Annotated in this window: 14 protein-coding genes; 10 read left to right on the forward strand and 4 right to left on the reverse strand. The window is 43.1% G+C overall.

Going from position 1 to position 13,955, the window contains the following annotated elements:
- Positions 1-107 precede the first annotated feature (107 nt).
- On the reverse strand, positions 108-1,508 hold the full coding sequence (locus tag ACFO4O_RS09325) for an MATE family efflux transporter (protein ID WP_382407701.1): 1,401 nt from the start codon (positions 1,506-1,508) through the stop codon (positions 108-110).
- A gap of 272 nt (positions 1,509-1,780) precedes the next feature.
- Between ACFO4O_RS09325 and ACFO4O_RS09330 the strand changes: the two genes are divergently transcribed.
- From ACFO4O_RS09330 to ACFO4O_RS09345, 4 genes are all read left to right on the forward strand, one after another.
- Positions 1,781-2,662, forward strand: coding sequence for a helix-turn-helix domain-containing protein (locus ACFO4O_RS09330; RefSeq protein WP_382407703.1), 882 nt, complete (start codon positions 1,781-1,783; stop codon positions 2,660-2,662).
- A gap of 134 nt (positions 2,663-2,796) precedes the next feature.
- Positions 2,797-3,753, forward strand: a complete 957-nt coding sequence (locus ACFO4O_RS09335) for an alpha/beta hydrolase (RefSeq protein ID WP_382407705.1) — start codon at positions 2,797-2,799, stop codon at positions 3,751-3,753.
- 23 nt (positions 3,754-3,776) lie between these two features.
- The gene (locus ACFO4O_RS09340; protein WP_382407707.1) at positions 3,777-4,742 is read left to right on the forward strand and encodes a nuclear transport factor 2 family protein; all 966 of its coding nucleotides are present in this window, start codon (positions 3,777-3,779) and stop codon (positions 4,740-4,742) included.
- Between the two features lie 640 nt (positions 4,743-5,382).
- Positions 5,383-5,766 carry a DUF3192 domain-containing protein gene (locus tag ACFO4O_RS09345; RefSeq protein ID WP_382407709.1) on the forward strand — a complete coding sequence of 128 codons (384 nt, stop codon included), beginning with the start codon at positions 5,383-5,385 and terminating at the stop codon, positions 5,764-5,766.
- A 71-nt stretch (positions 5,767-5,837) separates the two neighbouring features.
- Here the strand turns inward: ACFO4O_RS09345 and ACFO4O_RS09350 are convergent, their stop codons facing one another.
- Complete coding sequence (locus tag ACFO4O_RS09350) at positions 5,838-6,224, reverse strand: MAPEG family protein (protein ID WP_382407711.1); 387 nt, start codon at positions 6,222-6,224, stop codon at positions 5,838-5,840.
- Between the two features lie 72 nt (positions 6,225-6,296).
- Here ACFO4O_RS09350 and ACFO4O_RS09355 point away from each other — a divergent pair, with 72 nt between their 5' ends.
- The gene (locus tag ACFO4O_RS09355; protein WP_382407713.1) at positions 6,297-6,992 is read left to right on the forward strand and encodes a response regulator transcription factor; all 696 of its coding nucleotides are present in this window, start codon (positions 6,297-6,299) and stop codon (positions 6,990-6,992) included.
- Between the two features lie 47 nt (positions 6,993-7,039).
- Complete coding sequence (locus ACFO4O_RS09360) at positions 7,040-8,434, forward strand: sensor histidine kinase (RefSeq protein WP_382407715.1); 1,395 nt, start codon at positions 7,040-7,042, stop codon at positions 8,432-8,434.
- Positions 8,435-8,530: 96 nt separating this feature from the next.
- Here the strand turns inward: ACFO4O_RS09360 and ACFO4O_RS09365 are convergent, their stop codons facing one another.
- A complete protein-coding gene (locus tag ACFO4O_RS09365) occupies positions 8,531-9,076 on the reverse strand; it encodes a DUF3833 domain-containing protein (protein ID WP_382407717.1) in 546 nt (181 codons plus the stop codon).
- Between the two features lie 14 nt (positions 9,077-9,090).
- Positions 9,091-9,615, reverse strand: coding sequence for a chalcone isomerase family protein (locus tag ACFO4O_RS09370; protein ID WP_382407719.1), 525 nt, complete (start codon positions 9,613-9,615; stop codon positions 9,091-9,093).
- Positions 9,616-9,909: 294 nt separating this feature from the next.
- Here ACFO4O_RS09370 and ACFO4O_RS09375 point away from each other — a divergent pair, with 294 nt between their 5' ends.
- From ACFO4O_RS09375 to nspC, 4 genes are all read left to right on the forward strand, one after another.
- Positions 9,910-10,836, forward strand: coding sequence for a 1-aminocyclopropane-1-carboxylate deaminase/D-cysteine desulfhydrase (locus ACFO4O_RS09375; RefSeq protein ID WP_382407721.1), 927 nt, complete (start codon positions 9,910-9,912; stop codon positions 10,834-10,836).
- Positions 10,837-10,910: 74 nt separating this feature from the next.
- Entirely contained in the window at positions 10,911-11,339 is a 429-nt protein-coding gene (locus tag ACFO4O_RS09380) for a hypothetical protein (RefSeq protein WP_382407723.1), read from the forward strand.
- 171 nt (positions 11,340-11,510) lie between these two features.
- The gene (locus ACFO4O_RS09385) at positions 11,511-12,713 is read left to right on the forward strand and encodes a saccharopine dehydrogenase family protein (RefSeq protein ID WP_382407725.1); all 1,203 of its coding nucleotides are present in this window, start codon (positions 11,511-11,513) and stop codon (positions 12,711-12,713) included.
- Between the two features lie 14 nt (positions 12,714-12,727).
- Entirely contained in the window at positions 12,728-13,864 is a 1,137-nt protein-coding gene (gene nspC, locus ACFO4O_RS09390) for a carboxynorspermidine decarboxylase (protein WP_382407727.1), read from the forward strand.
- The last annotated feature ends 91 nt before the right edge of the window (positions 13,865-13,955 follow it).

Here is a 13,955-nt window from a genome sequence, read left to right on the forward strand (position 1 = left end):
TTGTAAATATTCCGGATCTTCAGGTTCAGATACAAAACGGCAGCATAATTTCGCATAGCCGCCGTTAAAGTGGCGAAAAAAGAAACCCGTAAACGATAAGAAATAACCTATAAATTAAGTTGCAAACTTCGAGTTTTGAAGATTAGTCTCCATGACAATAAAAAAGCTGCCAAATAAATTCCCACTCCATAGCCGATCCAAATACCAACAGAATTTAACTCAGTGTGTTTTGCAATCAGGTAGCCTAAAGGCAATCCAATTAACCAATAAATCACCAACGTAATCAGGACTGGTTGTTTAGTATCGAGAATTCCTCTTAATGCTCCAAGACAAGTAGCTTGCAGCCCATCACCTAATTGCACTAAGCCAAACACCCAAAAAAGTGTAGTTGCTAGTGCAATCGTGCCAGAATCGGAAGTGAATATTGCTGCTATTTCACTGCCAATGAAAAGGAAAGTTAACGTTATGATAGTCATCCAAAGAATAATTATCATATTTGCATTTATGGCAAATGACTTTATTCCTTCAATATTGTGTTCGCTACTTGATTGCCCAATTAGTATAGCAACGGCAATCGAAAGCCCTAGTGGGATCATGTAAGCAACAGAAGCAATTGAGTTTACTATTTGGAAGGATGCGAGAGCATCAATTCCAAAGAAACCTACCATAATACCAGCGAAAGAGAATGCGCCAGCCTCACCTATATAACCCAAGCTAACTGTAGATCCGTGTTTCAAATAATCCTTTGCTTCATCGAGACGGAATCTTAATGAGAGTTTAAATATATATAGTGTATTACTGCATTGGGTATAAACGATGATGCAAAGTAAAGCGAGAGTTTGAGCAGCAAAAGAGGCTATTCCAGCTCCTTTTAGTCCAGCACCGCCGAAATCATCAAACCCGTGAACAAGTATGATGGTTAGTGGTACATTCAACAGCACGGCAAGAAAAGAGAATAACATCGATATCCATTGGCGCTCTGATGCTTCTAAGCCAGATTGAATCGAACTAATCATCGTATATGGTAATAACGAAAACGCCATATACATCCAATAGCTTTCAACGGCTGTTACGACAGCTTTTGGTTGTCCCAATACTCCCAATAAATAGTAACTTTTTAACATCAGTAGCGCACCAATTACTCCTGCAGTACTGCTTATCCAAAACCCTGTGTTCACTATCGTTTTTTGGTCACTTTCTTTTTGGTTTGCGAGCAATACGCCAGTCATTGAAGCAAAGCCAAAAAGACCAGCATAAAAAATCAGAATAAAAGAACTGGTTATCGATATTGAAGCGAGAGCGAGTTTACCTAACGGAGCAACAATAATTGAATCTGTTACGCCTATAAGTGCTGCACTTAAGAAGCCCAGCGTAATGGGGATGCTTAAGTTGAGTAGCTGTTTTGTAGATGAGAGGGAGATATACTTAAGATTTTGTGAGGGCATAAAAACTCCGTTAGATGAAAACTGGCCCTTTTCACCAAAATCAAAGTCAATTACCTCAGCCATACGAGGAAGTTATAGAATACTGGAATTAGCCAATTGCTGCAATAACCTGATAAATGTCGAATAAGCAGAACTTCCGCTTCTTCTTCTAAACCAGACCACAATTTGAATAATATTTTTTTAGATTTTCAAAAAGCCTGAGATTCCGCAATGCGAACAAACCAGCTAGCCTTAAATACACTTAACACGGTGGGTAGTGCATAAATAATTTAATGAGCCTTTCGATAATTAACTGCGTTTAAATATCTAATGCTTCTTTAACTCAAAACAACTATATGACTTCCAACTTATACCAAGAAGTTTATCCGGAGCCCCCTCTGGTAAGCAATGCATCATTGAACCATACGCGCGCAGCCGACTTGTTAAATCTTGAGTATTTTGAAGCGCAGCCCTCGTCGATGCCGTATCAAGTATTCGACCAGCATCATATTTTGATAAATCTAAAAAAGGATTCCCATCGAGTTGAAAATTGGCGAGATGGCGAGCACCGTGATTTTATCTTCCAGCAGCACGAAATTATTGTTACTCCAGCAGGTGTCAGAAGTGGCTGGTGTTGGCATGCTAAATCTAAAGTCATTGTGATAACCTTGATTCCATCGAAACTTGAAAAGTTTGCTCAAAGTGAACTCGGTATTTTGCTCGGTAGCAAGCAACTGCAAGATATTCCGCAATTTATTGATGAGGACATTTGCAACGCGGCTGTCATGCTTCGAGATGCCATAAACAGTCAAATGGGCTCTGAAGTTATGTTTGAGAGTTTTTCGAGAATCTTCCTTATCAAGCTCATTCAAAAATATGGCGTGCAACGAGAAGATGACCTGCAATTTTCTAAAAGCTTTACTGCCAAACACTATCAGCGGGTATTAGAGTATGTAAGAAAATCATTCTCATATGATGTGTCACTTGAAAAAATGGCAACCGAGGCAGGATTGAGTACCTACCATTTCGCCCGTTTGTTTAAACAGACAATAGGGCAAACCCCGCATCAATTTCTGATGAGTTTTCGTGTTGAAAAGGCAAAAAATATGCTCAAAGAGATTGACCGTCCTATGATGGATATCGCAATGAGCTGCGGCTTTGCCGATCAGGCTCACTTCTCTCGTGTATTCAAACAATTAGAAGGTAAAACGCCAAAGCAGTACCGAAAAAACTCCTAAGCCTCACTCTGTTCATATCAAAAAAGCAAGATTCTTCAAAAACTAAGCAAGCAGCTTCAATAAGTACGTCTTTTGTTTTGGTTTAATATCCAACGTCAAAACAGGCTTTTAAACCAATCAATTGGAGAATAATTATGCTTAATCTACATAAAAACATCATCACTCTTTCTGTCTTTGCAGCTGCGAGTATTTCAACTGCCAACGCAGCCGATATAGTTCCAGTGAGCTTTGAGAGCCACGGACAGCAAATAAAAGGAAATTTGTATTTACCAGACGACTATGACGCAGGTCAAAAATTGCCAACTATTATTGTGTCCGGAGCTTGGACATCGGTCAAAGAACAAATGGCAGGTGGTTATGCAGAAAAGATTGCTGATCAAGGTTATGCCGCTCTGGCTTTTGATTTTCGAGGTTGGGGTGAATCAAACATCAATACGCCAGTCGAATTGCAATTCGCTGAAAACCCAATAGCGAAAACAGAAGATATTTTAGCCGCAGTAGAGTTTTTACTCGCTCGAGAAGAGGTTGATAGCAGCAAAATAGCAACGCTAGGAATTTGTGCGTCGGCCGGATATGCCATTGATGCTGCATATCAAAGCGAGAATATCGCAACTGTGATGACTGTGGCCCCGTGGCTTCAAGATGATGCGATTGTGACGCAAGTTTATGGCGATTCTAAACCCACTTTGCTCAACCTGTATGAACAAGCTGAACTTACAGGTATTCCGGTAATAATTGAGGCAGCGAGTGACACTAACGAACAATCATTGATGTATCAAGCGAGCTATTACACTGATCCAAATCGAGGCGCTATAGAATCCTACGATAATAAATTTAGCACCTTTTCGTGGGGGCCTTGGCTCAACTACGATGCTATTCAAACCGCAGAGCGTATTGAAAAGCCTGTACTTTTGGTGCACTCAGAAGCAGCAGCCATTCCACAAGGCGCTAAAAAATTCACTGAGCTTGCCGGTGAGAATGCGAAACTTGTGATGCTAGACGATGTCACGCAGTTTGATTTCTATGATAACAGCGATGCAATGAATGCATCCATCGAACAAATCAAGTTACATATTGAGCGTGTTTTTTAGCGCTCAATTCTTCTGAGGGAATCATGATGAAAAAGTTTATTTTTGGAGTTATCGGCATGGGCCTTGTAAGCGCAACAGCAGTTGTTTCAGCTTTTAATCAGGAGCTTGAGCAGGTTAATCAAGACATAGTTGAACAAATGAAAATTGAAAACACCGTTTATCAGGTAGGCAGCTTAGCAGATGCAAATCGCTTTGATGCATTAGAGCAACTCTATGCACCTGAAGTACTGGTGGATTATGAGTCTCTTTCGGGTGAGGAGCCAACTCTTAAAAGCAATACGCAATTGATGACAGAATGGGCAGGCGTTTTACCTGGTTTCGACGTCACTCAACACCAGATTTCGAATGTTGTTGTAAACGTTAACGGGTATCGCGCACACGTCCAAGCACAGGTCATAGCCGACCACTACGTCGATGATTTATTCTGGCAAGTCAAAGGGAATTACCACTACACCTTGGTAAAAGATGCACAAGATTGGAAGATTGCTAAACATCGGTTTGTGCTGCGAGAAGAAAAAGGCACGCGAGATGTTTTTGCGCCAGCTATACAAAATGCCAGAAGCAAACCTAATCGCTATCTAATTAAGGCACAATCGAAACAAACGGTTGTTGATTTTCTTGAGGCGCTCGAAAACAAAGACATGGATAAATTTGCAAACGTGTGGGCAGAGGATGCAGTCCAAGATATGCCGTTTTCACCGGAAGGTTTTCCGAAACGCGTCGTCGGTAAACAAAATCTATTGTCGCATTACAAAGCATGGCCAGAAATTAGCTGCGAAAACAGCGACTTCACTCGCAATCTAGTTTTTTATGACATGCTTGACCCAGAGACTGTTTTGGTAGAATACGATGGCTCAGTAGACATACTGTCAACTGGAAAACACTATCAACAGCGCTACGCCGGACTTTTTCACGTAATCGATGGAAAGATAGAATTGTTTAGAGAATATTACGACCCTATCATATTCAAAGAAGCATTTGACCTTTAATATATCAAACAAAAGAGCCGCCTATCACCAATATACTCAGATAACGCGGCTTCACCTACAAATCCGCATCTAGATTGTTAACTTCTGACTATAAGATTTTTTATTTGCTACTCAAAATAGGGGGGTACATCTTCCCCCTTACGTTAACCCCAATCGAATGAGTATTTTTGAGGCAGCCAGTGCGCCGGAGTCTCTGCGTATCATTTTAATTGGCGCCATTACAGTAATCCCCATTATTGTGCTTTACACCAGCTTTGTGTAATCCGCCTGTAGAGAAAAGAAAGGCCGAAGGGCTTTTACATATTTCATTGCGAAGTTCAGTACCAAGGTCGAGTTTAATTGCCGATCTTGAAGACAAGGACTTCACTGATTTCTGAAAAGTACCCATTTGACTCACGTGCAACTAGGCCTAAATACAGCTGTCACGATGTGTAGTATATAGCGTTAATACTTCTTATACTCAAACTCAAAAAAGCCCAGTTTCCGTTGATTTTTGGTTTAATTGGCTAAAAGATGAGTGTTTTTTTAATGTTGATAATAAAAATTTTAAATTTTTTGTTATTTATCAAGTGCTTATAAACTGGCGTATTCTTTGCTAACGATGCTTAAAGGAAAATGGAACTAAAAAGGAAATACTATTATGTCTCGGAATATGGTTATTGGTTTAGTTATCTTCTGTGTACTCGTTGGTGCTAAAGGCGCTCAGTTACTTTACTCAGAAGTAACAGAAAGCGCAGCAGGCGCGGATGCGCTGGACTGGGAAGAGCGCGAACTTGTTAACCGACAGGCTATTCAAAGTTTACGCATTGGTGATTCTTTGCTGCATGTTACCGACAATATGGGAACAGCTGATTTTAATGAAATTATACCGACCAACGACCAGCCAATTCAGGTTGTATATTATCGAACCCATCGTGTTGATGGCGATGGTGTAACAACAAAAGATGAATGCACGCCGCTTGTTTTTAAAGATCAAGTGTTGATGGGTTGGGGGAGCGAGTTTTTAGCGTCTGTCGTCGATTAAGCACGCTTGGTATAACAGCTTTCAAAATCGCTATTTCCAACTCTTAATGCAAATAGCCTTTAAAAAAACACTCAGCTCAAAAGAGAGACGAAATGCGCTACAATTGTGCCCATCGCTAGCACCCAAACACTGCTTCGAGCAACATGCCAATTGCACCAGTAGCAAATTAGATATAACAAGCGAAGCAACACAAAGGCAATACACAATTGGGCGGTGTACACGGTGTGAGCGTCAAGCGCGAGGACTAGCAGCACAGTGGGCGCAAAAAAGCAGATAGCCTCAAAGCAGTTATCGTGGGCAGCTTTCGCTCGCGCCCCCAACCCTTCTAAGCGGTTCTGTTGTGCTCGCGGGTGGCGATTATCATAAGTACCCTCACGATGCATCATCAGAGCTAGCGGCACTTTTGCTAACATTGGCATAAACAGCACAGCCGCCATACATATAATAATGACAAACACTTAATGTTCCTTTTACGTAATAAATGAGTATTTTATTTACACTTATTCAAGCTTATCAGCTATCTTAACACTATGAAATTATTGATTGTAGAAGACGAACCCACGGTTGCCCAACTCATTGTAAAAGGTTTGGCGCAGGCCGGGCATGAGTGCGATGTAGCTGATAACGGCCAGTCTGGTCTTGAGCTCGCGTTGAATGGCGCAGCAAACAGCACATACGATGTCATTGTGCTTGACCGAATGCTGCCTCAGCTAGACGGCCTAGAGGTTTTGCAAAAGCTGCGGGAAGAAAAGATAACAACGCCTACTTTGTTTTTAAGCGCAAAAAACAAAGTAGAAGATAAGGTCACTGGCTTACGAGCCGGCGCTGACGATTATCTTACCAAACCCTTTGCTTTTGAAGAACTACTCGCTCGCGTAGAAATACTCGCTAGCCGCTCAGCACCTTCCATAAGCGAAAGCAAAACCGAACTTGTACTCGGTGAGCTGCGTCTTGACTTAATCAATCGCAGTGTACTGCGCGACGGACAGGAAATTGATCTACAGTCAAAAGAATTTAAACTCCTTGAGTATTTGATGCTCAACGAGGATAAAATCGTAACGCGTACCATGCTTTTAGAGAAGGTGTGGGAATATAATTTTGACCCGCAAACCAATGTGATAGACGTTCACATTAGCCGGCTACGTAACAAAATCGATAAAGGCTTTGCCTATCCAATGATCGAAACCATTCGCGGAGCAGGATACAAAATAAGCACGCGACACTGAGCATAGAGCCCATACCCGCAAGAGAAAAAAGGAACAAGACCGCACGCATGCGAGCCATTCAAGCCTACAGTAAAAGCTCAAGCTTCATCGTTAGCTTTATATTCACTACCCTGCTTCTTATTGCCGTAATCTTTAATACCTATGTACTCACGGTCGCTAGTGATGACTTACTTATTAGAGAGACCGAGGCGGCGATACTAGCAGATATAGGGGGTTTCAGAAGCTTGTACAACGCCGCTGGCAGGCCGGCTGTGGTGCGCGCTTTGGAAAATCGCGTCGACAATATCAACAATGACTTTTTGTATTATCTAAAAAACGGTCAAGATGAGTTCATTGCAGGTAATTTAGCGACGTGGCCGGGTGCCAACACGCTTCCTATAAAAAACGGCTTGCTGGAAATTCAGGTTGACCTGCGCCCTAACCAAGACAATGTATCGCGGCGAGCAAATAAAGAAACCGCCATTGCAATGATTGTGGAGTTTGGCAATAAAGATACGATGTTGGTAGCGCGCAGCGTAAAAGATATTGAATTTGCACTGAAACTGGCACAAACCTCTTCATATGTGCTTATTGTGATTGTGTGTATCATTTCGATATTAAGTATTGTGGTGGCTTATTATGTGGTTAGCCGGATTAACCTGATGAGTGATACCGCAGATGAGATTATATCGACTGGTAATCTTAGTGACCGGCTATACGTCGAGAGCAGTTGGGACGATTTGAGTAAGCTAAGCTTGGCCCTAAATAAAATGCTCGATAAAATTGAGCAGTCTGTTAATAGCATACAAAATGTATCTGACAGCATTGCCCACGACCTCCGTACTCCCCTTACCCGCCTTAAATCTCACATTGAGCAAATTGAGCATCCCGAAAAACATGCCCTAATTGGCGAATGCGACAACATAATGGCCATTTTCAATTCTCTGCTTCGAATCACAGATATTGAGACCAGCGCCAAGCGTGCTGGATTTGCAGACGAAAATTTAAGCGCGGTTGCCGTTGATGCTATTGAACTCTATCAACCTGTGATGGAAGAGAAGGAAATCAGCCTAGATGTGAAGATATCACCAAACTTACGCCTTCACTGCGATAAAAACCTGATTTTTCAAGCTTTTGCTAACGTCATTGATAATGCCGTAAAGTTTACCCCGCAGCATGGGCAAATCAGCGTATCGCTTACATCACAACAAGATAGCGAGTCGGGCCAGCAACAATATTGCTTTTCAATTAACGATAGCGGTATTGGCGTAAACGAAGCAGTGATTGATAAGCTTACCCAGCGCTTCTATCGAGAAGACAAAAGCCGTACCGCGAGTGGCAACGGCCTTGGATTGGCATTGGTGGCGGCCATTGTAAGTTTGCATAAAGGAGATATTTCGTTTTCTCGCACGGCGCTTGAAGCGGAGTCTGGTCTGCAATGCAATCTTACTTTACCCGCTTAAGCACCTTAGCGATTTAAGTACTTTCACCACTTAGTTTCGTGCTAACTTAGGTTCTCGCCCACCTACTGTTTTTGCATGCCTATTGTTTTTGCATGCCTACTGTTTTTGCATAAATATGGTCACTTCCGCCATTACAATGCCGAACTTTTTGATATATGAGCGGTTCATCATGGTGTCATCGTTAAACGCCCAAAACCAGTCGTCAAAGTTGACTCGGTAAGTGCTGCCGTCTACCTCTAAATCCATTTCATAGGCAAAGCTAAATGCATTGCCATAGGATATTCCTGTTGCCGGACCTGCAATATCACCCGCGTTACCGGTATAAGTACCATCCGAGTTTTTGCTGATTGTCCACACGCGCGTAAGAGGGCCATCGCCTACGCCGTATTCAAAGGTTTCGTCTAAAATCAGATTTCCATCTTGTTGGTATGCGTCAATATCAACAATAAATCGCTGAACCACCTCGCCTGAGCGATTCTGCACAATGCCCCACGCTTTTACCTTTCCATCAAAAAAAGACTCAAGTTTAAATTCTGGCTGCACGTCTCGGTAGGTATCGCCCTCAATTGATACTGAACACCCCATAACAACGAGTGCACTTAAAAAGATGAGCAGTGACTTAAGCGATGATTGAATCGACATAGAATCTCCTTTGTTTAGTTTACAGACCCTAATAGCTTTTGACGCAATTTAGGCTGCGATGTATCTTCCGATAGCCAGATGTTAAAGAACCACTTCGTAAATTCTGGGTCCTCGATGGTTCCCATTTTGTTGTCGTTAAAATAGAAATGACTGTGCTGCTTGTCATCAACAATGCCGGTAAGCGTCTGCCCTTCGTCAACGTTAGGGAATACTTGCTGCATCTTTTCAAACCACTTGGCGAGTTTCACCTCGTCCTTCATGCCCTGGTCGCGCATTTCATCTATGCTTCTGCTCGCTATGTTTTTTCCTTCAAACTCTCGCAGGTAAGTTAATGCCAAGGCAAAAGGTTTTTCGGGATGAAAGTCACCGTTAGGCGCAATAAGCTTTGCGTCGTAAATATCCCAGAACATTATTTCAAGGCGAGCCTCCCCAACTGGCTTTGGATTTTCGATGTAGTTAGACACAGCATATGCACTATTACTAAAAACCACGCTGCCAACTGTGAGCAGGATTGATATTAAAACTGAAACCGCTTGCATAAATATTATCCTCGTTTGATGCCCTATTAACGCACAGTTATAGGGGTTTAGATCATTAAGAATTCGTAATGCTTGAAGCGCTAATGCGTAAACAAACACATGACAAACCCGCGCTGTACTCGCTAAACTTAAGCAATTCCAGGCCCGTGACGCATATGTTTTTGGCTTTTCGGCTCCCATGCCCTTGACTCTCGGCCCCTAGCTTACGGCTCCTTACTTGAGGCCTCTTACTTACGGGCCTAACTTACAACTAAACTATAACGGCCAAAAACTAGGACATAACGCTTACATAAGATGGATATAGCAAAAAGACTTAATATCGCTCTACCTTCTGAGCTTAATCAATTGAAGGTTGATGGCACACAGATATGGTGCAAACGCGACGACTTGCTGCATCCTGTTATCAGCGGCAACAAGTGGCGTAAGCTTGAGCCCACTTTACAATACGCCCTAAAGCACAAGGTAAAACATATCGGCAGCTTTGGCGGGGCTTACTCTAATCACCTGCATGCACTTGCATACGCGTGTTACAGACTAAATATCGCCTGTACCGCTTTTGTGAGAGCACACCCAAACAGCCCGCTAAGCCCGACCTTACAAGACATACAAAGCTGGGGCACAGCGCTGCACTTTATGAGCAGAGTCGAATATAAAAACCGAGACAATACTCAAACGCAGCAAGAATTAATCAAAGCTCACTCCCTTGATATGCTGATTCCTGAGGGCGGCAGCCATCAAAGCAGTCTTGATGGTGTTGGCGGTATTTTGCAAGAGTCGACGCTTCAAGCCTCGCTACCTTTTGACAATATCGTGCTGCCGGTTGCAAGTGCCGGCACAATGGCTGGACTGGTTAAGTACATTCATACACACCGCCTTAACACAAAAGTTATTGGCATCGCTGTGCTTAAAGGAGAAAGTTACTTGGAAGGGAGTTTACAGCGTTTACTAGGCGACAGCGTCTATTTAGGTCACCAGGGTAATAAAACACATTGGCAAATCATACATAGGGCAGACTTTCATGGAGCAGGCTACGCTAAAAATACAGCCGAGCAGTTAGCGTTCAGAGCGTCATTTTTAGCCGAGCATGGTATTGCCCTAGACAAGGTTTATAACACTAAAAGTTTTTTTGCACTTACCCGTTTATTGGCTGAGGGGCTAATATCCAAGCACGAGCGCACTATGATTTTGCACACCGGTGGGCTGCAAGGAGACCGCGAATAATAAGGAAAAACCGAGCATTTTTTACTGAACTTTTTGCATACATCTGCCGTTAACTAGATAATCAGCAACACTTAATGGCAACACACTTGAAACCAAACATGATACTCAAACAAAACATTCCGTATGCCGCATTAATATATTCGGCCTTGGATTTGTGTGACATCATGCTGACTCGGTCAAGCACCTTATATCCGTTTGCGGTCATGTCTATCGATAACGACGTGCAGTGCGTGTTTACGCCCAATCTAAACGAACATCCGCAGAACGGCATGATAGAAGACTTATCAGCGCAGTGTCGGGAACAACGTTTGCTTGCAGAAAACGCGATTTCAGTGATTGTTTACTGCGCAACCATCTCGACTCCTCAAGGGGACGAAAGTGATGCTATTGTGTTTAATATTACCGACTCAAACGACAAGAATACGGTAACGCTCTACCCTTACGAACACGATACAAATGCCATCAAACTTGGCATCCCATTCACCTGTGATTTTGCTGACTAAGCGTTTTTTCCCCGCTTAACGGGTAACACCCTCTAATATTAGATTAATTCGCATACACTCAGCGCAAAAGCGCAAAATCTTCATTGAAACTACCAAGAATGTGACCCACACTATAGGGTATTGCGAAAAGCCCTTTTTGGCTGAACGCGCTTTACATGTTAAGGAAACATTATGTCTAGAGTTCTTATTATTGGCGCCGGCGGCGTTGCCTCTGTTACCATCAAAAAGTGTGCTCGTCTGCCTGAATTTTTTGATGAAATTTATTTGGCCAGTCGCACGCTTTCAAAATGCGAAGCGTTGCAGCAAGAAGTAGGCGCTGACCGCGTGAAGGGTGTGTTTGCGCTAGATGCCGATAACGCAAAAGACGTAGAAGCGCTTATTGAGCAAGTTAAACCTGATTTGCTTATTAATCTTGCGTTGCCCTATCAAGACTTACCGATTATGGACGCCTGCTTAGCGACAAAAACAGACTACCTCGACACGGCCAACTATGAGCCAAAAGACGAGGCTAAATTTGAATACTCTTGGCAGTGGGCATATCAGCAGCGTTTTCAAGATGCAGGCATTATGGCGCTGTTGGGCAGCGGCTTCGACCCCGGCGTAACAAATGTTTACACAGCATACGCAGCTAAGCACTATTTTGACGAAATTCACTACTTAGACATTGTTGACTGTAATGGCGGCGACCATGGACAGGCATTCGCAACTAACTTTAACCCTGAGATCAATATTCGTGAAATTACGCAGCGCGGTAAATATTGGGAAGATGGCCAGTGGAAAGAAACCGACCCGTTAAGCGTGCGTGAAGATTTAGATTATCAAAATATTGGTGTTCGTGCGTCGTATCTTATGTTTCATGAAGAGCTTGAGTCAATTGTGAAGCATTTCCCTACGCTCAAACGCGCGCGCTTCTGGATGACCTTTGGTGATGCTTATTTAACGCATTTGAAAGTATTAGAAGGTATTGGCATGACAAGTATTGAGCCTATCGACTTTCAAGGCCAAAAAATTGTGCCACTTGAGTTTTTAAAAGCGGTACTCCCCAATCCTGGCTCACTGGCCGATGGCTATACCGGCATGACCTGCATTGGTACTTATATTACCGGCATTAAAGATGGCAAAGAAAAAACCATTTTTATTTATAACAACTGCGAACACGCTAAATGTTTTGAAGAAGTTGGCGCCCAAGCGGTTTCATACACCACTGGTGTACCGGCGATGATTGGTGCGGCGCTAATGCTTAACAAAAAGTGGCATAAGCCGGGTGTATGGAACATGGAACAGTTTGATCCCGACCCGTTCATGGAGCTACTCAACGAACACGGCCTGCCGTGGAATGTCATTGAATGCGACGCTAGCCCCTTTACACGATAGAGAATACGATATTAATGACCGATTATAATCGAGCAGACATTCCCTCTCCCTGCTACGTATGTGATGAAGCCAAGCTTGAGCAAAATCTCAAGTTAATGCAGCGTGTGCAGCAAGAAGCTGGGGTAGAGATTATTCTTGCCCTCAAGGGCTTTTCAATGTGGTCAACCTTTGGGCTGATTAAGCAATATTTGAAAGGCGCGACTTCAAGTGGCGTATGGGAAGCACGCTTGGCAAGAGAAGAAATAGGCGGCGACGTGCACGTATTCTCCCCGGCTTATAAAGACAAAGATATAGACGCACTGTTAGGGCTTGTTAATCACATTTCATTTAATAGTGTTTCTCAATGGCAACGTTATAAATCAAAAATCGTTGGCTCTGGGGTATCTGCGGGTTTACGTATTAATCCTGAGAATCAAGAGGCTGATACCCCGCTTTACGACCCATGCGCGCCCGGTTCGCGTCTTGGTATCTTGGCAAAAGACATCGAAGGACTCGATTTAAACGGCATAGAGGGCTTTCATTGCCACAACCTATGTGAGTGTGACTCCTACGCTGCCATGCGCACTTTGGAGGCAATAGAGGCCAAATTTGGTCAGTATTTGCCTTCACTGAAATGGCTAAACTTAGGCGGCGGCCATTTAATGACCCGCGAGGGCTATGATGTTGCGCATTTGATAAGTACCTTAAAAGCATTTAATGCAAAATATCCTAACTTACACATAGTAATGGAGCCGGGCTCAGCGGTTGCGTGGCAATGTGGTCCGCTAATTTGCGAAGTGGTTGATATTGTCGAAAATGAAGACAAAATCGCTATATTAGATATTTCTGCCACCGCGCACATGCCAGATGTGCTAGAGATGCCATATCGCCCTGTTATTACCGGGGCGGGAAAAGAAAATGAAAAGGCCTACACCTATCGCTTTGGCGGAAATTCTTGCCTTGCGGGTGACGTTATTGAGCGCTATAGCTTTGACGAACCACTGAAACCGGGCTCACGTTTAATATTTGAAGACATGATGCATTACACAATGGTTAAAACGAGCTTTTTTAATGGTGTGCAGCATCCTGCAATCGCAATATTGCGCAAAAATGGTGAGCTTGACGTGGTGCGTGAGTTTGATTACGCAGATTTTAAAGGGCGTTTGTCATAGGGCTCGCCTATAGCCCGTGACATAGCCCATGACATAGCCCATGACATAGCGCATCGTATAGCCCATTACGCAGCTCATCACATAGCCAATT

Origin of the sequence: Glaciecola siphonariae, from assembly GCF_042652645.1 — a bacterium.
Classification (GTDB): domain Bacteria; phylum Pseudomonadota; class Gammaproteobacteria; order Enterobacterales; family Alteromonadaceae; genus Glaciecola; species Glaciecola siphonariae.

What these genes read in the sequence shown, in the direction of transcription:
- ACFO4O_RS09330 (WP_382407703.1), top strand. Translation starts at nt 1,781, where the DNA reads ATGACTTCCAACTTATACCAAGAAGTTTATCCGGAGCCCCCTCTGGTA.
- ACFO4O_RS09345 (WP_382407709.1), top strand. Translation starts at nt 5,383, where the DNA reads ATGTCTCGGAATATGGTTATTGGTTTAGTTATCTTCTGTGTACTCGTT.
- ACFO4O_RS09365 (WP_382407717.1), bottom strand. Translation starts at nt 9,076, where the DNA reads ATGTCGATTCAATCATCGCTTAAGTCACTGCTCATCTTTTTAAGTGCA.
- ACFO4O_RS09360 (WP_382407715.1), top strand. Translation starts at nt 7,040, where the DNA reads ATGCGAGCCATTCAAGCCTACAGTAAAAGCTCAAGCTTCATCGTTAGC.
- ACFO4O_RS09335 (WP_382407705.1), top strand. Translation starts at nt 2,797, where the DNA reads ATGCTTAATCTACATAAAAACATCATCACTCTTTCTGTCTTTGCAGCT.
- ACFO4O_RS09325 (WP_382407701.1), bottom strand. Translation starts at nt 1,508, where the DNA reads ATGGCTGAGGTAATTGACTTTGATTTTGGTGAAAAGGGCCAGTTTTCA.
- ACFO4O_RS09375 (WP_382407721.1), top strand. Translation starts at nt 9,910, where the DNA reads ATGGATATAGCAAAAAGACTTAATATCGCTCTACCTTCTGAGCTTAAT.
- ACFO4O_RS09340 (WP_382407707.1), top strand. Translation starts at nt 3,777, where the DNA reads ATGATGAAAAAGTTTATTTTTGGAGTTATCGGCATGGGCCTTGTAAGC.
- nspC (WP_382407727.1), top strand. Translation starts at nt 12,728, where the DNA reads ATGACCGATTATAATCGAGCAGACATTCCCTCTCCCTGCTACGTATGT.
- ACFO4O_RS09385 (WP_382407725.1), top strand. Translation starts at nt 11,511, where the DNA reads ATGTCTAGAGTTCTTATTATTGGCGCCGGCGGCGTTGCCTCTGTTACC.
- ACFO4O_RS09370 (WP_382407719.1), bottom strand. Translation starts at nt 9,615, where the DNA reads ATGCAAGCGGTTTCAGTTTTAATATCAATCCTGCTCACAGTTGGCAGC.
- ACFO4O_RS09355 (WP_382407713.1), top strand. Translation starts at nt 6,297, where the DNA reads ATGAAATTATTGATTGTAGAAGACGAACCCACGGTTGCCCAACTCATT.
- ACFO4O_RS09380 (WP_382407723.1), top strand. Translation starts at nt 10,911, where the DNA reads ATGGCAACACACTTGAAACCAAACATGATACTCAAACAAAACATTCCG.